The organism is Pseudoalteromonas sp. D15MCD-2, assembly GCF_038562745.1.
In the GTDB taxonomy this organism is placed as follows: domain Bacteria; phylum Pseudomonadota; class Gammaproteobacteria; order Enterobacterales; family Alteromonadaceae; genus Pseudoalteromonas.
In genome coordinates this window covers 116,166-138,022 of sequence record NZ_JBCFQE010000002.1, presented here as the reverse complement: position 1 = coordinate 138,022, position 21,857 = coordinate 116,166, and the positions used below count along the sequence as shown (strand labels likewise).

Annotated in this window: 21 protein-coding genes and 1 pseudogene; 10 read left to right on the top strand and 12 right to left on the bottom strand. The window is 39.0% G+C overall.

Features of this window, described 5'->3' with window-relative positions:
- Window positions 1-26: 26 nt before the first annotated feature.
- A complete protein-coding gene (locus AADY36_RS17380; RefSeq protein WP_054562620.1) occupies window positions 27-857 on the bottom strand; it encodes a helix-turn-helix transcriptional regulator in 831 nt (276 codons plus the stop codon).
- Between the two features lie 262 nt (window positions 858-1,119).
- Here AADY36_RS17380 and AADY36_RS17375 point away from each other — a divergent pair, with 262 nt between their 5' ends.
- Window positions 1,120-1,974, top strand: coding sequence for a DUF417 family protein (locus AADY36_RS17375; protein ID WP_342409347.1), 855 nt, complete (start codon window positions 1,120-1,122; stop codon window positions 1,972-1,974).
- Between the two features lie 37 nt (window positions 1,975-2,011).
- Here the strand turns inward: AADY36_RS17375 and AADY36_RS17370 are convergent, their stop codons facing one another.
- The 7 genes and pseudogenes from AADY36_RS17370 to AADY36_RS17340 form a co-directional block, all read right to left on the bottom strand.
- A complete protein-coding gene (locus AADY36_RS17370; protein WP_342409649.1) occupies window positions 2,012-2,896 on the bottom strand; it encodes an alcohol dehydrogenase catalytic domain-containing protein in 885 nt (294 codons plus the stop codon).
- Between the two features lie 60 nt (window positions 2,897-2,956).
- Window positions 2,957-3,763 (bottom strand): annotated as a pseudogene (dkgB, locus tag AADY36_RS17365) (2,5-didehydrogluconate reductase DkgB); the annotation flags it as partial.
- A 9-nt stretch (window positions 3,764-3,772) separates the two neighbouring features.
- Window positions 3,773-4,675 (bottom strand): TIGR03571 family LLM class oxidoreductase, encoded by a 903-nt coding sequence (locus tag AADY36_RS17360; RefSeq protein ID WP_342409346.1) that lies wholly within the window; start codon window positions 4,673-4,675, stop codon window positions 3,773-3,775.
- Window positions 4,676-4,844: 169 nt separating this feature from the next.
- Window positions 4,845-6,047, bottom strand: coding sequence for a low temperature requirement protein A (locus AADY36_RS17355; protein ID WP_342409345.1), 1,203 nt, complete (start codon window positions 6,045-6,047; stop codon window positions 4,845-4,847).
- A 12-nt stretch (window positions 6,048-6,059) separates the two neighbouring features.
- Complete coding sequence (locus AADY36_RS17350) at window positions 6,060-6,425, bottom strand: hypothetical protein (RefSeq protein ID WP_054562616.1); 366 nt, start codon at window positions 6,423-6,425, stop codon at window positions 6,060-6,062.
- 9 nt (window positions 6,426-6,434) lie between these two features.
- A complete protein-coding gene (locus AADY36_RS17345; protein ID WP_342409344.1) occupies window positions 6,435-6,983 on the bottom strand; it encodes a redoxin domain-containing protein in 549 nt (182 codons plus the stop codon).
- 9 nt (window positions 6,984-6,992) lie between these two features.
- Window positions 6,993-7,574 (bottom strand): NAD(P)H-dependent oxidoreductase, encoded by a 582-nt coding sequence (locus AADY36_RS17340; RefSeq protein ID WP_342409343.1) that lies wholly within the window; start codon window positions 7,572-7,574, stop codon window positions 6,993-6,995.
- A gap of 127 nt (window positions 7,575-7,701) precedes the next feature.
- On the opposite strand from AADY36_RS17340, the gene AADY36_RS17335 reads away from it, so the two are divergent.
- Window positions 7,702-8,058, top strand: coding sequence for a winged helix-turn-helix transcriptional regulator (locus tag AADY36_RS17335; protein ID WP_054553546.1), 357 nt, complete (start codon window positions 7,702-7,704; stop codon window positions 8,056-8,058).
- A 21-nt stretch (window positions 8,059-8,079) separates the two neighbouring features.
- Window positions 8,080-8,532, top strand: coding sequence for a hypothetical protein (locus AADY36_RS17330; protein WP_342409342.1), 453 nt, complete (start codon window positions 8,080-8,082; stop codon window positions 8,530-8,532).
- Window positions 8,533-8,576: 44 nt separating this feature from the next.
- Here AADY36_RS17330 and AADY36_RS17325 read toward each other — a convergent pair whose 3' ends face one another.
- From AADY36_RS17325 to AADY36_RS17310, 4 genes are all read right to left on the bottom strand, one after another.
- Complete coding sequence (locus tag AADY36_RS17325; protein WP_054562612.1) at window positions 8,577-9,638, bottom strand: fatty acid desaturase family protein; 1,062 nt, start codon at window positions 9,636-9,638, stop codon at window positions 8,577-8,579.
- Window positions 9,635-10,678 carry a flavin reductase family protein gene (locus AADY36_RS17320; RefSeq protein ID WP_342409341.1) on the bottom strand — a complete coding sequence of 348 codons (1,044 nt, stop codon included), beginning with the start codon at window positions 10,676-10,678 and terminating at the stop codon, window positions 9,635-9,637. Before AADY36_RS17320 ends, AADY36_RS17325 begins: the two co-directional genes overlap by 4 nt.
- Before the next feature lie 414 nt (window positions 10,679-11,092).
- On the bottom strand, window positions 11,093-11,305 hold the full coding sequence (locus AADY36_RS17315) for a DUF2061 domain-containing protein (RefSeq protein ID WP_054562611.1): 213 nt from the start codon (window positions 11,303-11,305) through the stop codon (window positions 11,093-11,095).
- Between the two features lie 362 nt (window positions 11,306-11,667).
- On the bottom strand, window positions 11,668-12,405 hold the full coding sequence (locus tag AADY36_RS17310) for a DUF4198 domain-containing protein (protein ID WP_342409340.1): 738 nt from the start codon (window positions 12,403-12,405) through the stop codon (window positions 11,668-11,670).
- A 207-nt stretch (window positions 12,406-12,612) separates the two neighbouring features.
- Between AADY36_RS17310 and AADY36_RS17305 the strand changes: the two genes are divergently transcribed.
- From AADY36_RS17305 to AADY36_RS17275, 7 genes are all read left to right on the top strand, one after another.
- Complete coding sequence (locus AADY36_RS17305) at window positions 12,613-14,712, top strand: TonB-dependent siderophore receptor (RefSeq protein WP_342409339.1); 2,100 nt, start codon at window positions 12,613-12,615, stop codon at window positions 14,710-14,712.
- A 449-nt stretch (window positions 14,713-15,161) separates the two neighbouring features.
- Window positions 15,162-16,460 (top strand): PAS domain-containing methyl-accepting chemotaxis protein, encoded by a 1,299-nt coding sequence (locus AADY36_RS17300; RefSeq protein WP_054562608.1) that lies wholly within the window; start codon window positions 15,162-15,164, stop codon window positions 16,458-16,460.
- Between the two features lie 463 nt (window positions 16,461-16,923).
- On the top strand, window positions 16,924-17,121 hold the full coding sequence (locus AADY36_RS17295; protein ID WP_342409338.1) for a hypothetical protein: 198 nt from the start codon (window positions 16,924-16,926) through the stop codon (window positions 17,119-17,121).
- Between the two features lie 43 nt (window positions 17,122-17,164).
- A protein-coding gene (locus AADY36_RS17290; RefSeq protein ID WP_342409330.1) for an IS3 family transposase occupies window positions 17,165-18,312 on the top strand; the annotation gives its coding sequence in 2 pieces (ribosomal slippage) (window positions 17,165-17,402 and window positions 17,402-18,312; 1,149 coding nt in all).
- A gap of 262 nt (window positions 18,313-18,574) precedes the next feature.
- The gene (locus tag AADY36_RS17285; protein WP_285221041.1) at window positions 18,575-18,904 is read left to right on the top strand and encodes a hypothetical protein; all 330 of its coding nucleotides are present in this window, start codon (window positions 18,575-18,577) and stop codon (window positions 18,902-18,904) included.
- 527 nt (window positions 18,905-19,431) lie between these two features.
- On the top strand, window positions 19,432-20,055 hold the full coding sequence (locus tag AADY36_RS17280) for a hypothetical protein (protein ID WP_055197394.1): 624 nt from the start codon (window positions 19,432-19,434) through the stop codon (window positions 20,053-20,055).
- A 136-nt stretch (window positions 20,056-20,191) separates the two neighbouring features.
- Entirely contained in the window at window positions 20,192-21,151 is a 960-nt protein-coding gene (locus AADY36_RS17275) for a DUF7822 domain-containing protein (RefSeq protein ID WP_342409337.1), read from the top strand.
- The last annotated feature ends 706 nt before the right edge of the window (window positions 21,152-21,857 follow it).

The following is a 21,857-nucleotide window of genomic DNA, read 5'->3' as shown; positions in this document are numbered from 1 at the left end:
AACAGCTCCAAATCAGTAATTTAGCTCTATCTACGAGCCCATTGCAGTTGAAATTGTTTTGGTGTCATACCGAATACTCGTTTGAAGTTACGATTGAGGTGGCTGGCATCTGCAAAACCAGATTCAACCGCCACGCTGGTGGCATCGCGGCCAACCTGTAACGCTCTACGGGCATAATTAATACGACAGTTCAAAACATATTGATGTGGAGTAATACCGAAGTGCTCGCGAAAGCGGCGGATAAAATGAAACTTCGACATAGTGGCAGCATGGGCAATGTCATCAATAGAGATGTCATTGTCGATATTTGCCAAAATATAGTCTTTTGCGCGCAGTAGTAAGCTATCAACACGGGTGCTTAATGCCGGTAAATCAAGGCTTCCGTTGAGCCTTACTAAAGACTGCGCCATTTGCAGTAGTGCAGCTTCTCGCTCTATTTTGCTCGTGCAATCTGTTTGTAAAAGCCTTGATAAGTGAATCACTTGATTACGCAGTAATGGATCAGCATATAAGGTGTTTGCCATACGTAATGTGCAATCTTGCTTATATCCTAGCGCTTTGAACAAAGGCTGAAATTCATCGGGATGAATATACAGCATTAGATACTCTAGGTTTTGCTCAGTGCCAGAGTGACCATCGTGAATATCTTCAGGGTTAAACAAAATAACATTGCCAGGTACGCTTTTATAAAACGCATTACGACAAAAGAAGTCTTGCCGCCCCTGTAGAGTAATGCCAATTGAATACTCTTCGTGAGCATGTTTTGCATAGGTAAAATCACTCATAGTCGCAGTCAACATCGAGATGCTCTGATGCTGTTCGTTGTTGATGTACTTAAAGTGATTGTCTTTGCTCACAGATGCTCCTGAAGGTTGTGCGCTTCGTTATTATTCCTACGCCAATATAGCGAAGCAGGCAACCTAAAAACTTGAACAAAATTGCTTATATGAGTTATACCGATTTCTTTTTTCCTAAATAACAGCAAATAGTGTCGATTTTTTCTCGGTTTTTCAGTTGCCTAGATAAACTAATACTCAGACTTTTCTTGTATTTTATTTAATTATGAATGTTTTTACCCCTAACTAAGGTCTTTTAAACAAGCAGTAGAGAGGGGTTTAAATGAATTTACGTACATCAAATAATTTAGTGGTTGCAATTATCACCATCAGTTTTTCGTTATTGGGCTTGTCTTTTATCTTGGGAGCAAATCCCAATGCCATTGGCAGTATCTTTTCATTTTATAAATTAGACGCTCAGGTGCCAGCTCATATCATGAGTATGCTCGCAGGCTTTGCATTTTGCTTTGTTGGCATTACCAGCCTTCATTCACATTTAGGGTTTCTTAATAGAGCGCTTCCGAGCATCACTGCATTTGCTATATCACTGCTCTGTTTGATTACGCTGTTTGGCGCTAATCGTTGGCTTGCAAGTGAAGGGGGCTTTCCTGTAATTGGGTCGGGGCAGGGGATCATTAAGTATTTTGCTGTTATTCCGCTGTTTTTATTTGTGTTTTATAAAGATGCTTTAAGTGATAAAGCGCATATTGCCTTAAATTATGTATCGGTAGCATTAGTGTTGGTTTGGATTGGCGCCATGAAGTTTTTTGCTTTTGAAGCAAATGCGATTGTTAGCCTTGTTGAATCTTCACCGTTTATGTCTTGGTTGTATATTGTTTTTAGCGTGCAAGGAGCATCAAATGCGATTGGCGTATTTGATATTTTGAGTGTGGCGCTGTTAGGTGTTGGCTTGTATATCAGAAATGCGAAACTTATTTTACTTGCTGGACTAGCCTGTTGCTCGGTATTTATCATGACACAAACATTTTTAATTACCGCACCTAATGCGCTTAGCAGCGTTACAGTGTTTGAGCGATTAGGTCAGTTTGTAATTAAAGATCTGTGGTTTATAGCGAATTTAGTGATTATTTATCATCTAGCTGTATTCAACAATACACCTAAAGAAACAGCAGAATAAAATAAAAAGGCCTCAAAAGAGGCCTTCACCATAACAATTAAATAACTACAACGGCTTTTTGCTTTTGAACTTTAGAAAACTCAAGGGCATCGTTGAGATTGTTAAATTCAAAGTCAGTGGGTTCTTCAACATTTAAAGTACCCGAAGCAATGTCATTAAGGAGCTTTTCTCCATCACTTACAAGGCGTTGCCATTGCTGTGTATCACCATAATCATGTAATGCACCAAGGGCAATTTCATGATAAGAAATAGTGCGCGTGAATGGCTCATCGACTGGTGTTTCAATGCGTCCTAAAATACTGATCACATGACCATTTGCCTGTAGAAGTGGCACTAACTTTTTAGCTTCTTCAGGACCATTAGCATCAAAGAGTGCAAAGTAGCCACCCTCAGAAGGCGCGTCGCGTAATACTAACTTAACGCCAAGCTTTTCGGCTTGCTCAGTCGTTAGGCTTTTTGATAAAGCATGTACTTCAAAGCCACTGTGATTCAGCATTTGTGTAAGCAGTTTATTAACAGCTCCCATGCCGGTTACTAATACTTTTTCATCTTTGCGTAATGGTATTTTGCTAAAAGCTTGCCATGCAGTAAGCAGTGGGCAAGGTAATGCAGCAGCAACATTAGCAGCTAACCCTTTTGGCACCTGCATAACACGCTCTGCATAAAGTACTGTGTGTTTAGCAAAGCTACCGTTTTCACTCAAACTATGATGATAAGCGACTGTTTTACCGATTAGTTTGCTATCGACACCATCGCCTACCTGCTCAATAACCCCAGCACCGTCTACGCCAGGTGTATGTGTATCTGTCCAATTAATAGGATCAGCTTGAATAAACTTCCAATCAACTGGATTGATGCCAACCGCTAGATTTCGGACTAAAATTTGCCCTGCTTTAAGTGCTGGTACAGCTTTTAATCCCAAAGCGAGTGCTTTATCAGCACCTTGAAACTGCCAAGCATGAGTTGTCTTTACTTCATCATGATCCCAGTCAGGAGCAAAATCCGGGTTTGCTTGCCTGTCGCCGCAACTAAGGGCATCAATTTGATTGATCTCGTCTTGGCTTAAGCTAAACGAAAGGGCTTTTAAGTTGGTAGCCATATTTTCGCGTTTGGTCGATGACGGTATCGTCACCATGTCATGAGCTAATTCCCAAGCAATGACCACTTCAGCGGTGCTCACTTGGTGTTTGTCTGCAATCGCTTTAATGGTTGGATCTTTAAGTACTTTACCTACCGCAAATGGCATATAGCCAGTAACGAGAATGTCGTTTTGCGCACAAAAATCACGTACTTTTTGGTTGGTTAGGTAGGGGTGAACTTCAACTTGATTGGTAAATAACGCGCCTTTTGGCAAAATACTTAAGGCTTCTTCCATTTGTGCAATGGTAAAGTTTGAAACACCAATTTCTTTCGTTAAACCAAGCTCTTTTGCTGATTGTAACTCGGTTAAATACTCATGCATGCTTTCGCCATTGGCTGGGCTTGGCCAATGAATAAGCAGTAAGTCGACGTGATCTAGTTGTAGTTTAGTCAGGCTCTCTTTTACGCTGTTAATAAAGTCCGTTTTATTTAACTTATCATTCCATACTTTGGTGGTAATAAATAACTCACCACGTGCAACACCACTGTCTTTAATCGCTCGGCCAACAGCTTCTTCGTTACCGTAAATTTGCGCGGTGTCGATGTGTCTAAAGCCCTCTTCAATAGCTGTTAGCACACTTTGATATGCAACTTCGTCTTGTAATCTAAATGTACCAAAACCCAGTTTTGGCATAATTGATTGTGACATCATAACTCCTTAATTATGGAACTTGGGCAAAACATGTTCGCCGATGTGCTTTAATGCCCATTCGATGGGTAATTCGTTACGTCTAAAATGCAGGCCAATGTGATTCACACCGGCATTTTTCATTGCCTTTAGCTCTGAGATGAGTCCGTTGACGCCTGTTTCAACCCCAAAACGGTGACGTTTTATAGGTGCATCAGGATCATCTAATAAATTTAAATGAATAAAACTAACGTACGGCTTATTACCTGCGACATCTCGCCACAAGGCGACACGCTTTTGATGATCATCAGGTGTGCCTGGGTAAGCAAGCCAGCCGTCCATGTTTTCGCCAACCCATTGAGGGCTTTGCTGAGCAAGACCTGCTACATAAAGTGGGAAATCTTTCACTTCTGGTAGTAGCTTTTGACCCGCTTCTAAAGGTCGCTTAGGGGCGCCTTTAAGTAGCGAAACAGATTCACGTAGTTGCTCACCACGGCTTGCAAAATTAATATCGAATAAAGGGTATTCAATGGGTCTATCACCACTGGCAACACCTAAAATTAGCCGATCATTACTTAGCGCTTGCACAGTATTTGCTGCCTTTTTAACAAGCCAAGGTTGGCGCAATGGCAATACAACCGCTGCGGTGCCAAGTAATATATTCTTGGTTTTAGCTGCTAAATAGCCAAGGTAGCTGAAAGTTTCATAAACTTGGGCAGCATCACCAAATTGAGGGTCATAAATCGGCACGTCGCGAACCCATGCCGCAACATAGCCAAGCTCATCAGCAAGTTGAACACGTGATTCATGGTTAGCTAAATCAGGGATCCCAAATGATTGATTTGATTGTTGTTTGAAATTTGCCCAGTCATTATCAAGTGGAAGTTCAACACCAATTGAGAATGGCTTATGTGCTAATTTATCAAAACTCATTATGACTCCAAACTTTAAGGGGCATAGCTAAGCGAAACTTAACAATTTAATGCGGCCCTGAAAGTGATTTATGGTTAAGTAATGAGGGTATTGTGGCGCTAATTTTTTTTGCGAAAAACAGCAGGGATAACAAAACACCTTTGTTGTTTTTGCAAAGGTGTTTTAATCTTTATGAATTAGCTTCTTCTTTTGAAAGGGTAAAGTATGCGCGAGTGACTGGGTAGGCAATTTGTGAAATCAGTGCAGTGCCCCAAAGTATGTTGCCAATGAGCGAAGGTACATGAGGTAAAATAGGAATAGTAACCAAAGCGAGTATAAGGCCAAACATTCTTACTTTAGCTGTTGCAAAACGATGCGCTACACGGTGTTCGATCATTAACTGGATCCACAATAAACTCAATAAGTAGCCTGCTAACCCTACACAGCCAATGACCCCATATTTAAGTGGGTAAGGTTGCCAAAACCCAGCTTTCACTTCGCCGGCGAGTGCAACGCCAACCATAACTGCACATAACATTAAAAATAGGTGTGCTAACCACCAACTTACGAGTGTCCATTTATGCTGATTTTTAGGTTTACCATTGCCAACAAAGTCAAAGTAAATCCAGCATTGCACAAATACTGCAATACCGCCAAACATAAAGTTAGCTAGTACAGAGGGGTCGACTTTATAAATTCCTTTTTCTGATAAAGTAATCACCAATTTAAAGAAACCTTCGCCTAAGACAATGAGCAGTAAAAGGGCAAAGCGCTCAGACATATGCCCAAGGCGTGGTAAAAAACGTTTATTTTCAAGTACACCAATTTTTGGAGCCATATATAAAACTTGGATAGCGGCAATCGCAGTGCCAAATACCCAATAACTATAGGGTGCAGGCATAAAAGCTGTGGTTGCGAAGATAATGGCAAGAGCAAAGTAGTTACGGCTCACACTGCGTGCTAATTTTGTTGATTCGATCCCTAATTGATTGGTGCGATGAAATAAATACGCTGTAATAAGTCGGTTAGCTGCATAGGCCAATGCAAAATATGTCCAGCCTTTGTCAAGTACATGGGGAATAGAGGCTGCCATAACCATGGCGGTGACAATTTGGCAGGCCATGATCAGCCGATGTTTTACATCTGTACTGACATAGAGTGAGTTAAAAACGCTGGAGTCAGCCCACGCGAACCATACGGTGATGAATAAACCTGCAAAAGTAAGAAAACCACTTAAATGTAAGTGGTCGCTTAAAAAATTACCTAGCAGAAAAATGATTACCACATGAATAAGGTCATAAAATAATTCAACCCAATGAACATGGTCATGTGAACTTTTTAAATCTAGGTGATGCTTAGGTAAGCGCCACATAGGGTGGTTTTCTAATGCCATAATTGCTCCTACCTATTTGCTCTCAACAATAATTGCAGTGATGGTGGTTTCACCTTCATTTTTGACTTGGTGAGTCCATGCGTCATGCCACATCACATAGCCATTGGGGATCTCAAGTGTTGTTTGTGACTCTTTTGTACTGATGGTTGCCTTACCACCTGTCTCAAAGTAGACAGTTTCAGCATTATGCTTATGCCAATTATCTTGCTCACCTGGTGCTAAAGTCATACGCAAAACAAGTACGTCACTGTTATCTAGCAATACTTCATAGTGATTAGGTGAAGCAATATGTGCATGGGGGAGTTGTGCTGAAAAGGCATGTGGCGAGCACATTATTATGCTCACCAAGCCAATCAGCAAAGTTGTAAATTTGCTCATGGCTACTCTCTACTTATGCATACCGCGAATTGGGTAGTTATTTTTTGGATCGCGTATCCAGTTAAGCCCACTTACCAAGGTTGCTAAATCAGGTCTTACAAATGGGTTATTAGAATAATCAACCACATGTACATTACCTTGCTCGTTAACCACAAACAGTGCAGGCTCTGCGAAAGGGTGATCTGTTTCTTGCGGTGAACGGGGATCAGATATGTAAGTACCTAATGTTTTCATTTGCTCTGTAGTCAAACCGTAAGCAAGTGAAAATGACACTGATAACTGCTCTAAATGCGCTTCTAACTGCTCTTTGCTATCGCCTGAAACAGCAATTACATCAACACCCGTTTCTAATAGCGCAGCTTTGTACTGCTCGAGGCTGTTTAAATAGCGAGTACATAAAGGGCAATGCTTACCACGATAAACAACAACAAGCTGCCAGCTTGCACTGTGTTGAGGTTGACCAAGAACAGTCTTTTCACCATTCAAAAGTGCAGCACTAATACTAGGAAATGCACTGCCCGGATGGAGTTTATTGCTATAAACAGATTCGTTACTCATGAGTGTTCCTTAAAAAATTTCGTTTAAGTGTTTTTCAAAGCGCGCAAAGTCGCTCTCGATGTCTGCATTTTTCATCACGTCATAACAGGCGAAAGTAGGTAACCCTTGCATACCGAAGAATTTAAAGTTCATATGCATTGGGAAAACAAGGTCATCAACACTTTTACCTTCAAAAAAGTCAGCGGCATCTGCAAATGATTCTGCAGGTGCATTTAAGGTCAGCGACATCATATATTGAGTGTTATTTAAGGTGCCGCCTTTACCGTAATTGGCTTTTGGATTGTCTTGATGGCGACCATCACCATGGCAAAGCGCTCCACCCATGCCTGCTGTGTACACTTCATCCATGTATTTTTTGAATGACCAAGTCATGCCCATCCAATTAATAGGTGATTGCAAAAAGACGATATCTGCCCATTGATGGTTCTCAAGTTCAGTTTCTACATCAAATTCGTCTTGTGTATTAACCACACGAGTTTGATAGCCTTTTGCTTGAAAAAAAGCGTCGGCTTTTTCGATTAAAGCAGCATTTAACTTACCTTCAGAAAAAGGGTAATAGTGATGTGCGTTAATAATTAATACGTTTTTCATAGTTGAGTATCCGTTTGCTAATTACTTTATCGTGTTCAAAATACATTCCGTGGTATATAATAGTAACCTAGGTTATTTAATCAACCAGTCACCTTTTTGTAACTAGGCTGAAAAACGCGAGGTTGTTTTGGAAAGTTCAGTAGAAACAGATAGTAAGGGTAGAAAAAAAGTTTTAAATGCTTGCATGGAGCCGTGTGCTATTGAAAAAGGCATGCGTTTGATTGGCGGTAAATGGACGGGCTCTATTATCTATCATTTAAAAGATGGCCCTGTGCGCTTTAATGATTTAACGCGCATGCTCGGTGGTGCAAGCAAAAAGATGATAGACCAGCGCCTAAAAGAGCTTGAAAGTAGAGCGATGATCACCCGTCATGTTATTAGCACCCGCCCGATAGCAGTGACCTATGAACTTACTGATTTTGGCCGCTCAGCACTGCATATACTCGATGAGTTACGGGTTTGGTCTGAATCGAATGAGATTTAATTAGCTTAGAGAGGGCAGGGAATGCATAAGGAACAATTTGGAGAGGTTGAATCAATTAAAAAGCCACCTCATTATGAGGCGATTCATCAACTTGCGCTTGATATTGTTAATGCTAACAATAAACAACAAGAGTGGGTGGCGTACAATCAAATAAAAGAAATCTGCGACAAGTTTGCAGGCACACCGCTTGATCATCCGTTTCAGTGGGAAACGCTCGCTGACTTTACCTATCATAATCCAGAAATTGCACTTAGCTATTATTTCAAGGCGCTAGAGTTAGCAATGCTATTCAAACTAGAGGATTATTTAGCGTCGATTAATTTTGCGATTGCAGAGAATTACCTAGTGAAAGCCGATAAGGCCCAAGCACTAAACCTTGCCAATACAGCTTTAACTTTCACGGAACAAACAGCAGATGATGAATTACAGTTAGAAATTAACGAACTGATTCTCGAAGCTAATTCCTTGCCATAAAATTATTTATAAAAAAGCCAGCGCTATGCACTGGCGTTTATCAATTACGGAAAAGAGTAGCGCACAATTCGTTTTACGACAGAAAAGTACTGGCGAAAGAAGCCGCCGGTATTGTAGTGGATACCGTGTTCTTTAAAGATAGCTTGTACCTTAGGGGCAATTTCGCGGTAGCGTTTTGCGGGTAAATCGGGGAATAAGTGATGCTCTATTTGATAGCTCAAGTGCCCAGTCATTACATGAAACAGGTTACCGCCTTTGATATTTGATGAGCCCAACGCTTGGCGGTAATACCACTGACCTTGTGATTCATTTTCGCAGTCTTGCTGGTTAAATGTTTCAACTTCACCGGTAAAGTGCCCGCAAAAGATAATGGTTGAGGTCCACAGGTTACGTAATAAATTAGCCGCTAGGTTGCCCGCCAAAACCCACAAAAATAAAGGCCCAGCAATCAGTGGAAAGAGCAGGTAGTCTTTCACTAGCTGGCGCGCACCTTTACTAAAAAAGCGCTTTTTCAGTTCGCTGTGCGGTACTTTGTAATCGCGGTCATCTTTTTTCTTGCCAAAAAATACTCGCTCGGCTGCCATTTCATGGTACGACACTCCCCATTGGAACAGCACACTGAGTAATAGGTAAGTAACAAATTGCCATAGGTTTTTTACCCGCCAACGAAAGTCATTCGATAAGCGAAGTAATCCATAGCCAAAGTCGCGATCTTTACCAATAATATTGGTATAGGTGTGGTGCTCGTAGTTGTGAACACGGTTCCAACTAGCCCCATCGCACGCTATATCCCACTCGTAAGACTTTGAATTTATGTATTTATCATTCATCCAGTCGTATTGGCCATGCATCACATTGTGGCCAATTTCCATGTTATCGAGGATTTTTGCTGTGGTTAAACTAAGCACACCCACTAGCCATAAAACAGGCTGAATAAAGCCTAGCATTAATAAAACTCGGCCACCCCATTCAAACACTCGCTGGCAAACAATAACGCGGCGAATGTATTTTGCATCTTGCTCACCGAGTTTTGATTTTACATCTGCTTTAACGCTATCGAGTTGAGCTGCTAATTTTTCAAAATTGACTGTTTTTGTTGTGTTCATGCTGATAACTCCACGTCACTGACAGGTTGCGATATGCAAAGTTGAATTAATTGCTCTGAGCTATCAGAGAGCTCACCGGTACGAATATCACGCACGATGCCTTGCTTTTTAACGCATTGGCATTGATGGCAAATTCCCATACCACAGCCAACTGACACCGGTTGTTCATTCGCTTGTAAATGAGTCAGTAAGGTTTGTTGGTTATCAATAGTGAATGTTTTGCCCTGATGAGTGAGTGTTAGTTCGTGCTTATCAGAGGTTGCTAAAACAGCAGGGACTGCACTGAAATGCTCACTGTCTATAGGCGTATTTAATTGCTTAGCTAAAGCGGCTGCTTGCTTATACAAAGCTGCTGGGCCGCACACTAACCAGTGTTTATGCGTATTTGTTGTCAGCCATGTTGTCGCATCGCCATCTTTGTTGCGCTCAAGTAAGTGATAATCAAAATTGCTCAGCGATTGCTTTAGTTGCTCAAGTTCATCTTTAAGCCAGTGGCTGTTCGGCTTTGCATAATAAAGCAGGGTTATAGTTTGTTTGCTATCAGCAGGTATTGATTTAAGCATGGCTATAAATGGCGTAATGCCTGAGCCACCGGCAAGCATGATTAAAGAACGCGCGGTATTTGGCATAACAAACTGGCCTTTAGGCTCAGAAATATTAAGCCATTGCCCTGGCCTCAAGTTTGTTAGCTTTGACGTAAATGCGCCGCTCTCTTGGCTGCGGATCAATAAACGAATTTGTCGCTGCTGCCTTGCCAGTTGTGGTTCGCTTGCGATGGTAAATACACGCGTTAGCAGTCGACCATTCGTTTGTATTGTTAACGCAATGTGCTGGCCTGCTTGATGAACTGGCCATGTTTTTTCTGGCTCAATAATCACCTCAACGCTTTGTTCAGCAAACACCTGTACATGTTTTACTTGTGCACGAAAGTAGCCTTCGCGCCAGCCAGGTTTAAAGCACTGAACCACCGGCTCCCAGTACCCAGCCCATGATTGATGATGCAGTAAATGTTTTGATAATGAATTTAATAACGCTCTCATTTTTCGCCTATAGCTTACAGGTGTACGCTCACTTGGCGTACGAGTGTAAGCTGAAAAGCGATAATTGCAAGCCTAATTTGAGTATTAGCTCTAAATTGGAGGGCATTAGCTCGCTATTAAGAGTTTATATTTAATAAAATATAGTTAAATGGATTGCTATTTTTTCCTTTAAATTCATAGTTATATACTTATTTATTTAGCGTGGCTTGGCATGTATCTAAGGAGGGGAAGCCTTGCACTCTTTTACTAAGAATAATCAAAAGGCTCATTAATTTCGGTTATTAATTAAAAACAGTTTTAGCCGTTTTGGTCTGAAGCTCTGCCACCGGCTCTAGTGGCAAAGCTTAATTTACAGTTCGAGGTGTAATATGGGGATATTCGTTGGTTTGTGAGCCAATTTAATCTAGTTAATTCTTATGCAAACATTATCCCATCTGAATCTTGTTTAAAGTTATTCTGAGTTTCAACTTTACGCCACACTTTTTCGTGAAAGTAAAACGCAACAGTGTTTACAGCTGGCTCAACAATAGCAACCAAGCCACCAATTAAAAAACTACCGGTTAAAAAATAAGTCACTGCAAAAGCGATTGCGAAGTGCATCATTGCAAAAGTAACTGTCTTAATCATTTTGAATACCCTAACTCTCATAATTTGATGATTTTAGTATTGCTCATTATTGTTCATCTTTAAAATGGAATAAAAAGATTGTAGTGATTGATTAAATGGAATGGTGGGACTCGGTTTTACTTGTGAATTTTTAAGTTGAAATGTGCACCTTAACGTAGAAGTTTAGAACTGTTCGTAAACATGCTTTCTACTGTAATAATTAAACTTGTAATTTACAACAACACTAGGTGAGGCTTAAGTGCAGCGGAGGAGTAGCGTGCTACTCACTTATTTAAAGGGCCACTAAAAGTGCATAAGGGCCTAGACTTATTGTAAGTCTAGGCCCACAAAGTTTTGTTTGAATATAAGTAGCTAATTAAAAACTACTCTTCAGCATGGGGTAAAACAAATGAAAGTGTTGCTAAGTGCTCGGTCTTATCAAATACAGCGAGATTGGTACTTTTTTCATCATATATTGCGGCAACTACGTTTAAACCTTGATTACGTAGTGGCAATGTCACCACGCCTTCATGATTGCTTATCAGAGGCTTTTGATCTGGGTCGTTCACAATATCATTAATCACTTTAGCGCCTTGAACTGCCTTACCATTAAATATTATGCGATAACTAACCAATGCACCTTTTTGATCTGAAAAGTTCTCACCTATTGGGATAATTTGTAACTGTTGTTCTTTAAGTTGAGGAATTTCTGTAAGAGGGCCACGCAAGTGTACAGCATGTTTTTTTGTATGCTCGCTTAAAACTGCATCAGGGATTTGATCACGGCCACTAGCAAACCATTTACCATCTTTAGTTTTGCTCCATAAACCGTTATCTAGCATTCCTGTAACAGCATAAACCGTGTTATCGCTCAGTATCATCATATGTCCTGACTCAACAAGTTTTACACTTTGTTTTTGCCAATTTTTGTTATAGCCAGTAACTGTTTTAACTTTGTCTTGGCGCTTAACGGTGTCTAAATCTTGTGCGCCTTCACCATATATCAGTGCTAGTTGTGATGAGCGCTCAGCAAACCATATTGCATGTGCTTGTGTTTTTGCGGTGTAAATGCTGGAAATTGATATAGCTAATGTAATGCAGGCTAAAGTAACTTTGTTCATTTTTTTCTCTAAGTGTTTATAAATCGAGCGTTGATTTAAGTTTTTTAATTTCTGTTGTTTGCGAGGCTAGTTCTCGGCTGTTTAATTGTATATCATACTATAAATGATAAGTATTATTAATTGCGTATACAGATAATTGATAATGTAAGCCCTTACCTAATAACTACAAGCTTTATTGAATAACTACATTCATACCTGAGAGATAGAATGAACAGATACCAAAAATCAGCCCTTTCAATCATGATTAGCGCAATTTTTACATCTTCCGTATATGCCACTACAGAGCCATCAGACATAGAAAAAATATCTGTGTCGGGTGTAAGACAAGCTTTTCGTGGGGATGTTCCTTTAAATGAGCAGCCACAATCTGTCGAGTTTATTTCATCAGACACACTTCATGAGGCTGGTGTAACCACCTTAAGTGACATTTTCGATTTAACTCCAAGTATTTCAGAACAAAATGATTTTGGTGGTTTATGGGAAAGCTTCGCTATACGTGGTTTAGTGGGCGATGAGAATATTCCATCAGGCTTTTTAATTAACGGTTTCTCGTCTGGACGTAGCTTTAGCGGTGTTCGTGATACGAGTAATATTGATTATGTCGAAATCATGAAAGGAACTGGCTCTGCACTTTATGGACGCTCTGAGCCTGGCGGTACGATTAATATCATTACAAAAAAACCGCAGTTTGAACAACAAGGCTATGTAAAAGTGACAGCTGGTAGCTGGCAAAGTTATCGCGCAGAAGGCGACTATACTAACGCAATTACGGACCAAGTGGCCTTTAGAGTTAATGGTGCAGTTGAAGATAGTGAAGGTTTTAGAGACTACCATGAATCGGAAAAAACGGTATTAACACCTTCAATTTTATGGCTAATTTCAGATAAAACGAAGTTGAATTATGAGCTAGAGTACGTTGATCAAAGTTTAACTTTCGATCGAGGTATTGTTGCTGTAGATGGTAAAATTGATGCACTACCCATTGAAACTTTTTTAGGTGAGCCAAGTGATAAACCTACAGAAGTTAAGGCTATTTCTCATCAGCTTACCCTTGAGCATCAATTAGGAGAATGGTCGCTTCTAACAGGTATTAGTTATAGCGATTCAGAGTTTTTGAGCGAATCAAGTGATGCTGAGCTTGCTCCCAGTCGGCAAGTTTATTTTATTGATGGCGTGACACTGAGCAGACAACATAATCAACGTGACTTTCAAACTAACTATATGTCTGTACGTTCGGAGCTCAGCGGCAGTATAGAAGCTGCTGGTTTCACTCATCATCTTTTAATTGGTGCTGATGCTAGTAAGTTTGACTTTGATAAGGTTTGGTACAGATATCGCCCGACTCTCGAAGACACGAGTTACGCTATAAATATGTATGAGCCTGAATATGGTAAAACGGCGCCTGAAGGTTCACTGTTATTCGACACTACAGAAGTACAGAATAGCTATGGTATTTATATTCAAGACCAAGTCGACATCACTGAAAAATGGAAAATGCAAATTGGGGGTCGTTACGATTGGTTTGATCAAAGAATTGATAACCATAAAAACGTAACCCGTTCAGAGGCTGACAAAAGCACATTCAGCCCTCGAGCAGGTTTAGTGTATGCTCATTCTGAAGACCTACAATTTTATAGCAGTTACTCTGAAGGGTTTAGACCTAATAGCGGTTTCGATGCTGATGGAGAAGCATTTGAGCCTGAAGAGACAACCTCTATTGAAGTTGGAGTTAAGTTTAATACCGACATTGTTAGTGGTAGCTTTACAGTATTTAATGCGCAAAAGAGCAACATGCTAAGCACAGACTTACAAGCAGGTGTATCTAGGGCTCTAGGCGAGGTTACAAGTGATGGTGTTGAACTAGACTTACACGGTAATATTACTAGCCAAACTTCGTTTGATCTTGCATACACTTATACTGATGCCAAAACAGCAAAAGATACGGTTAATACCGATTGGTGGGTTAGTTTGCCAAAAGGTAGCCCTTTACTGAATATTCCAAAGCACAGTGCCAATGCACAAATTAAACGAGGTCTTAGCGATTTAATCGATTCGAATTCAACGGTTGGTGTGTCTGTTCAATATGTTGGTGAACGTTTAGGTGAAGCGATTGATCCTACCTATTATTTACCTTCATATACCTTGGTAAATCTGTTTGCAAATTACCACGTTAATGATGATTTGAGCTTACAGTTTGTTGTAAATAACGTATTGGATAAAACTTATTACGCTAATTCATACTCTGCAATTTGGACTCAACCAGGTGAGCCATTAAATTATAAGGTTAGCTTAAAATATAATTTTTAAACTAGACCAAAATACAGCAGGCTAGAGCACTTAGCTCTTACTCATATTCATGAGTAAGAGCGCCGCTGAGACTGTTAGAGTTAAAAGTAAAACGAACCTTAGGGTTCGTTTTTTGTTTTATAAGTTGGTGGTTTTTTACTCAATAGACAGAGTTCACACTGAAAATACAAGAGAGGGAGTTGTACGCAAAAATACTTTCTATTGTGGTAATGCGAAAGCGTATTGCCAACGATAATATAAGGCTCTGAACTAGAAAAAGTGATCTTTTATAATCCTCCAGCAGTAAATAAGCTCTTTGTAAACTATGTTTGGAGCTTAGAGTTAACTTACATGGTTTCTAACTTCTCTTTGTACCCATTCATCTTAATGTACTTTTAATAACCAATTATATTTGTATGATGATAAAAATTAGTCAAATCTTGAGTTCATAATCCAAAGGAACATACCTAATGTGGTTTACTAATCGCAAACTGTTATCCGAAAATATTTATTTAAAAGAGCAGGCTGCTGAATACGAAAACATAAAGCATGAGCTCAAAGAAGAGATGTTGTATTTTCTACTGAACAAAAATAGCACCATCATTGAAGTAAATGAGCGATTTGCAGCAGCGCTAGACCTTCAAGCGAATGATCTAATTGGTAAAAACTTAAATGATTTGCTCCTAAAAAAATCAATTAATAAACCCCACACACAAAAATTACTCTCGGCAATAAATAAGTTAAACCATTGGCACGGCGCCTTACAATTACAAACTAATACAGGTCGTGAACTATGGCTCAGGAGCATTTTACAACCAATAAATGGCGAACTTGCCGTGTATTCAGCTGAACTGACAAGAACCATCTCTCAATCAAGAGAGAAAGAAGATATGCTTACTGCCCTCAGTCGCTCTTCTGCTGTGATTGAATTTAGCCTGGATGGCATAATACTCAATGCTAACGATAACTTTTTGAAAGCCATGGGGTACTCTCAAGATCAAATACTAGGAAAGCACCACAGTATGTTTTGTGATCCACATGAAGTTGAATCGAGTGCTTATAAACAGTTTTGGTCTGAGCTGAAGCAAGGGCGCTTTATTTCAGATCGTTTTAAAAGGATTGATAGCCACGGTAATGAGGTATGGCTTGAAGCATCATATAACCCAATTCATGACGACAATGGTGATTTATATAAAGTTGCTAAGTTCGCGACTGTCATTACAGAACAAATGAAAAGAGAGCAAGCAATCTCACAGACTGCAGAGATTGCTTACGATATTTCAAAGCAAACAGACGCAGATGCAGAAAACGGTTTAGAAGTTGTTAAGCAAACAATATCAACGATGAAAGCCCTCTCTAAGAAACTCGAAACAGCCAGTGAAGGTATCAATAAATTAGATGTACAGTCAGCTAAAGTAGCTGACTTGGTCGATAGTATTAAAGGTATTGCAGACCAAACTAATCTTCTTGCTCTCAATGCTGCAATAGAAGCTGCAAGAGCTGGAGAGCAAGGACGCGGTTTTTCTGTTGTGGCTGATGAAGTAAGGCAGCTTGCTTCAAGAACGAGTGCCGCTACTGAGCAGATAATAGGTGTCGTGACTGAAAATAAAGTACTAACACAAGATGCGGTAACTCAAATTGAATCTAGTCTAGTAGAAGCAAAAGATGCATTAGAGTTATCTAATAGCGCAGGAAGTGTAATCGATGATATTCAAAAAGGTGCTAAAGAAGTGGTTGAGGCCGTCAGTCAATTTAAAACGAATCTTTAGTAAAGGGTTATCGAATAAAGGAGTAGTTGTTCAGGGGAAGATCACTATAAAATTATATTCACATGAAAGTTTAGGGTGTCTAATAAATGTATGAAAGGATTTTGAAAGGACTCTTGTTTGGCATATTAGGCTACACAAGTACTATGTTTGGAATGTCATATAGAAGTAGTGAGCAGTTCATTTTAGTTCAAAAACGCTGCTTAAATGGCATTTTAGAGTCTTGTTTATCAGATAGTGATAAAGCCACACTACTTGCTAGTTGGTCACCTTATAATTTGTACTATTTAATTGTTTTAATCATTAGCTTTGCAATACTAATATTGCTAGATGACATATTGAAATTTGTGTCACTTGCATATAGCAAGGCAAATCAAAAGCGCTGACAAAACCAGTTGCTTTGCTCTTGCCTGACAAACCGCATGTCACAAAGACTTAAATATCACGTAACTTAAGGAATCTGAACATGGATGACCCTATTGAGAACTTAGATAAAATCGATATCGTTGGAGAAAGAAAAGATGGTGGTGTCGATTTGGTTATTGTATTGTCAAGTGCACTAAGGGATTGTGAGTATCACGAACAACTTCTGAAAACTAAGATTCAAAGTTATACGGATACCATCTTCTCCGATGAGTGGATTGGACTTCCCAGAGTTTGCTAGACACCCAATGAGTTACATTGTAACTTCTAATTAGAGGTGTTTTATGAGCAAAGGCAAACGGTATACCCAAGAATTTAAAATAGAAGCTGTTAAACAAATTACTGAACGTGGTTATTCAGTTGCTGAAGTATCAGAACGATTAGGTATTTGTACTAAAACCTTATATCACTGGCGCACCCAGCTATCAGATAAACCTAAATCGGTTAAGTCATCAGAAGAACAACTTAGGATCGCTAAACTTGAGGCTGAATTGAAACGTGTCACGGAGGAGCGGGATATTCTAAAAAAGGCCGCAAGGTACTTTGCCAGCAACCCCGAGTAAAGTACGGCTTCATCCGAGATCACCAAGATGAGTTTTCCATTACTACGATGTGCCGCCTTTTTAAGCTGCATCGCAGTGGTTTTTATGCGTGGTTAAAAAAGCCTGTAAGTGATAGAGCGCTTGAAGATAGTCGCTTGCTTAAGCTTATTAAAGAGTTTTACGTTGCCAGTGGTGGCACTTACGGCAGTCCTTGGATACACGCAGATTTACGTGAAGCCGGTGAGCAATGTAGTGTTAATCGAGTAGCTAAGATCATGCGTCAACATAAGCTCAAAGCGCAAATAGGTTATAAACGTCGCCATATTAAAAGTGGTAAAACATCACGCATTGCAGATAACTTGTTAGCTCGTCAGTTTAATCCTCCTGAGCCGAATCAAACTTGGGTAAGTGATATTACTTATGTGAGAACCTATGAAGGCTTCTTGTATGTAGCAACTGTCATGGATTTATTCTCTAGGCGCATAGTAGGCTGGTCGATGGATAAAAACATGGACAAGCACTTAGTGATTAAAGCATTGCTCATGGCAGTTTATCAGCGCCAACCCAAAACTGACGTATTGGTACATAGTGATCAAGGAAGCCAATATGGTAGTGCTGATTACTTAGCCTTTATGAAAGAACATAACCTTGTACCTTCCATGAGTCGAGCTGGGAATTGTCACGATAATGCAGTTGCTGAAAGCTTTTTTGCAACGATTAAAAAGCAGATAATTAAAAGGAAGATTTACTCAACACGCAATGATGCGAAAGCAGAGATATTTAATTTTATAGAAATGTTTTACAATCCGAAAAAACGTCACTCGCATACAGGCGGTGTTTCACCTGCTAAATTTGAGGAAGCGTATTTTTCTGAGTTAGAAACTGTCTAGTGAAAGCTGGGAAGTCCAGATATCCAAGTATGGTCAGGGTAATAGCGATATTTATATCAAAGCCCAAGTAATGCCTGAACAAGAAATTATTAATCTAATAGGTGCAATTAAAAAACACCTAAAGGAATTCAATATTGATTTGTGGTTGGAAGTTGCATAACAAATTAAAGCTGCATATTGCTATAGCCTTTTCGCATTCCGAATAAGCAGAAAAATATGTAGCTCGCACTATCAAATTATTATGCATCTAGGGACAGACCAAATGGACGCAGACATTGAACTTAATATCAGCTTCAGATTCTTGGCTCTTTCAGAAGAGTTAGTAAGCGAAGCTAAATTAAGCCTTAAAGTCTCATCTTGTAGACCAAACAAAAAGCTAGGTGGTTATGTTGTATGTATTCCTCTGACTCAATCTTCTCTGGTATCGATAACAAGTTTTGTGACATCAAATAATATAAAAATAGAAAATACAGATATCTTCATTTCGTTTGCTACTGAATATGACTCTAGGATCTTAAAGTTACCAAGCCTTATTGCAAAGGCTTCTGTTTATATTGGTTCACCAGTTACTCTTTCTTATACGGTAGTTTAGGTGAAGTTCAAATCTCACTCACTTCGTTCGGTAGAACAAACAAGCAGCTTCGTTCCGTATTATAATTCAAGAGTATAAACGTGGTTGCTTTAAATCACCATTTGGGTAAAAGTAGCCCTAACAATCTAATAAACAAGGACAAAAAACAGTTTGCTGTTTTGGCTCCTCAACATTTAGCAAACAATTTTTAGCCCCTTATCGGAGCGTTGATACTTATGGAAGATTTCTGCACTTGTCTCGAAAATTAAAGTTTGTAACTGCAATAACACAGATGACTGAAAATGGTGCCCCCATTCATGGCGGGTTTAATCATTTCAGAGGTGAGGCTATATTCACGTCCACTATGAATACGTGTTATTTCGAAGACAAAACTCTCGTTAAGGTCAAAGGCGGAGGTTTAAATGGTAGCAACTATAAATGCTCTAATTCTGGTGAGTTTTACAGAGTAATGAAATTTGATAGGCTGTAATAAACACGTATATAAAAAAATTATGTCGCCCGTAAGCTGATTGGGGCAAAAGGAAAGTATGAAGTTTGTTTTTAAGTTTATTGGGTTGATTTGGACTATTTCTTTCCTTTCATTTTTTGTTCTATTTATCTACGTTGGAAGTGGAGGTGAAATACCTCCTTTAGCTCAAGAGTATGTGATCTACTTTCAGGCAGTTTTATCGTCTTTTCTCACTTCAAACTGGTTTTATGTTGTTTTTGTAGTTGGTTGGTTTGGAGTTTGTTATGGACTAGGAAAAGAAAGTGGTTGGCAAAGCTTAGCTAAAAGGTACAGAAAAAATAATGACTGTGATTTAGAAGAAAGCTTCCGAATTGGAAGTGGGTATATTGGTAAAATACGACATAACGGAATCTTAAAGGTTGCAGCAAATAACAGGGGGCTTTATTTAAGAGTGCTTTTTCCCTTTAAGTTTGGTCATAAAAACCTGTTTATTCCCTGGCAAGAAGTCTCGGCTGTTACATTACAAAGTGGTTTATTTTCAGAAAATACTCCGAGCTTTCTCAAGCGTATGGCTAAACCGGTTTCAAAAACTGAGTACTTAAATATTCAACTACATGAGTTCCCAAAGCAGCGTTTAACTATTCAAAGTTCTGAACAATTACTTCGCTATATTCCAAAAACCTTTAGAGGTAGTGCTGAGTGAATGGTTGATAAATGACCGTCTCAGTCACTCATTAGTGCTCGTTGGGACAAAAACACGCAGGCTCCCTTCGCTCCCTTTCGTATTATAGCCTGCGTATTTGTGCCCTAAGTGGGTGTTATGTATTTAGGAGTATCAATTGGCAAATCGTTCTTATCTATTTTCATCTAATATAAAACCTAATGATAGTAACTCACTAGTATTAACTGGTTTGTCTGAATGGAACTCAGAAATCCCTCTTCTTTATAAAATACTTTTTTCAGGAGGGAAAGCTGAGGAATGTAAATCTTTAATCTGGAATTTAGATGAACCTCTAGCACTATCTATCAGTTATGAAACAGCAATAAAAAATATTTGCTACTTTAACGAAATTGTTTCATCTGTTTATGAATCAGATGTAATTAAGTCAGCAATTAAGTTTTTATTAAAAGATGAAAATCGAGGTGAATTTTTATTTTTAGAACCCTATGAAATCTACCTTTTAAATGATGAAGTTGAGCTTGTACAGCAACGAGACCTCTTAGCGGAACTCCATTTGTTGGACGTAAAAAAAACTGCGGAAGATTTCATCCAGAGTAATCACAAAAAGAATAAAAAAAGCTTTAAATCAATTTTTAAGAAAAATTCGATAGATTGTAGGCAATTTGAAGAATCCCTTATTCTTTTGGGCTTTAACGAGTGGAGCAATCATTTATGCTACGCGCCTTATCCTCCTAAAGAAAAAGTCGATACACCCAGTTATGAATATTCTAAAATTGTTAAGTTTGAGCTCAGTAACCTTAATTCTTATGCTTGGTTCAAAAGTATTGAAATTAACAGAGATTCTAAGCAAGTTCATCTTGTAGAACATCGAAATAGACGAGAGTTTATAGCTTTATTAGTTGATGAAAATCGAGATGTAAATGACAGGCTGAATTTTAGGTTTAATATAGAGCCTAAAACAAAACATGATCTAATGCATGTTTTTAGTTTAATGAAAGGCTTTGGAAAAGATGATGTATGGAGGCTAAGTTCTTCATCTTTAGAAAATAAAGATGGCGAGATTACCCTACGCTCTGTAAGTGAAATAGAAGAATATTCTTTTAAAGAAAATACATAACAAGCCGCTAAATACTTATTTTTCACTACCTGGCTAAAATTTATAAATCTTAGCCACTTCGCGCCTACAACAGGCTCGCGGAGCATTACGATTAAATCCTCTATCGCACTTTTGTCCATAAACGAATTATGTTCATACCGAAATCCTACTTAGTTACCATAAAACTTCTCACTTATTTCATCACATAGCTTGGTTCGGTGGATAAATCCACTCCATTACTACTGTAATATCGGATTAGAGAATCTAAACCACTTTTAAATTTGATCTAGATCAAAGAAACTTCATTCGCAGCAATCTATATTACGCGGCTGCAATTTTCGTTGCTTTTTGAAATCTAGATTAGCTTTTAAAGGCAATACTCCATCATCGTGCTTAAAGGTGTGTCATGGCATTACTCATCAATAACAAATGTATTAACTGTGATAAGTACTAGGTGCCAGAATTTAATGAGGAAAAACAAATAGTTGAATTTTGCTGTGTTCTTTTTTGTGTTGGTGATTTTTGACAAATCAACAACAAAACTAAGTATTAACTAAGTTTGATGGAAAAGCAAATTGTATTAACTAAATCGACTTTTTTATCAATTTTATGCATTTTTCCACACGCTTTTCCTCCTTTATTTTCTCTTAATTACTACGTAACACAGCACCATTAACTCGTAACACAGAATGATAAATGCGTAACACAGAGATGAAACTTACCTCTG

Coding starts and splice junctions, on each gene's coding strand:
- AADY36_RS17330 (WP_342409342.1), top strand. CDS start 8,080: ATGCATAAGGAACAATTTGGAGAGGTTGAATCAATTAAAAAGCCACCT.
- AADY36_RS17345 (WP_342409344.1), bottom strand. CDS start 6,983: ATGAGTAACGAATCTGTTTATAGCAATAAACTCCATCCGGGCAGTGCA.
- AADY36_RS17300 (WP_054562608.1), top strand. CDS start 15,162: ATGTGGTTTACTAATCGCAAACTGTTATCCGAAAATATTTATTTAAAA.
- AADY36_RS17315 (WP_054562611.1), bottom strand. CDS start 11,305: ATGATTAAGACAGTTACTTTTGCAATGATGCACTTCGCAATCGCTTTT.
- AADY36_RS17285 (WP_285221041.1), top strand. CDS start 18,575: ATGGACGCAGACATTGAACTTAATATCAGCTTCAGATTCTTGGCTCTT.
- AADY36_RS17305 (WP_342409339.1), top strand. CDS start 12,613: ATGAACAGATACCAAAAATCAGCCCTTTCAATCATGATTAGCGCAATT.
- AADY36_RS17340 (WP_342409343.1), bottom strand. CDS start 7,574: ATGAAAAACGTATTAATTATTAACGCACATCACTATTACCCTTTTTCT.
- AADY36_RS17350 (WP_054562616.1), bottom strand. CDS start 6,425: ATGAGCAAATTTACAACTTTGCTGATTGGCTTGGTGAGCATAATAATG.
- AADY36_RS17280 (WP_055197394.1), top strand. CDS start 19,432: ATGAAGTTTGTTTTTAAGTTTATTGGGTTGATTTGGACTATTTCTTTC.
- AADY36_RS17325 (WP_054562612.1), bottom strand. CDS start 9,638: ATGAACACAACAAAAACAGTCAATTTTGAAAAATTAGCAGCTCAACTC.
- AADY36_RS17360 (WP_342409346.1), bottom strand. CDS start 4,675: ATGAGTTTTGATAAATTAGCACATAAGCCATTCTCAATTGGTGTTGAA.
- AADY36_RS17310 (WP_342409340.1), bottom strand. CDS start 12,405: ATGAACAAAGTTACTTTAGCCTGCATTACATTAGCTATATCAATTTCC.
- AADY36_RS17320 (WP_342409341.1), bottom strand. CDS start 10,678: ATGAGAGCGTTATTAAATTCATTATCAAAACATTTACTGCATCATCAA.
- AADY36_RS17375 (WP_342409347.1), top strand. CDS start 1,120: ATGAATTTACGTACATCAAATAATTTAGTGGTTGCAATTATCACCATC.
- AADY36_RS17355 (WP_342409345.1), bottom strand. CDS start 6,047: ATGGCATTAGAAAACCACCCTATGTGGCGCTTACCTAAGCATCACCTA.
- AADY36_RS17295 (WP_342409338.1), top strand. CDS start 16,924: ATGGATGACCCTATTGAGAACTTAGATAAAATCGATATCGTTGGAGAA.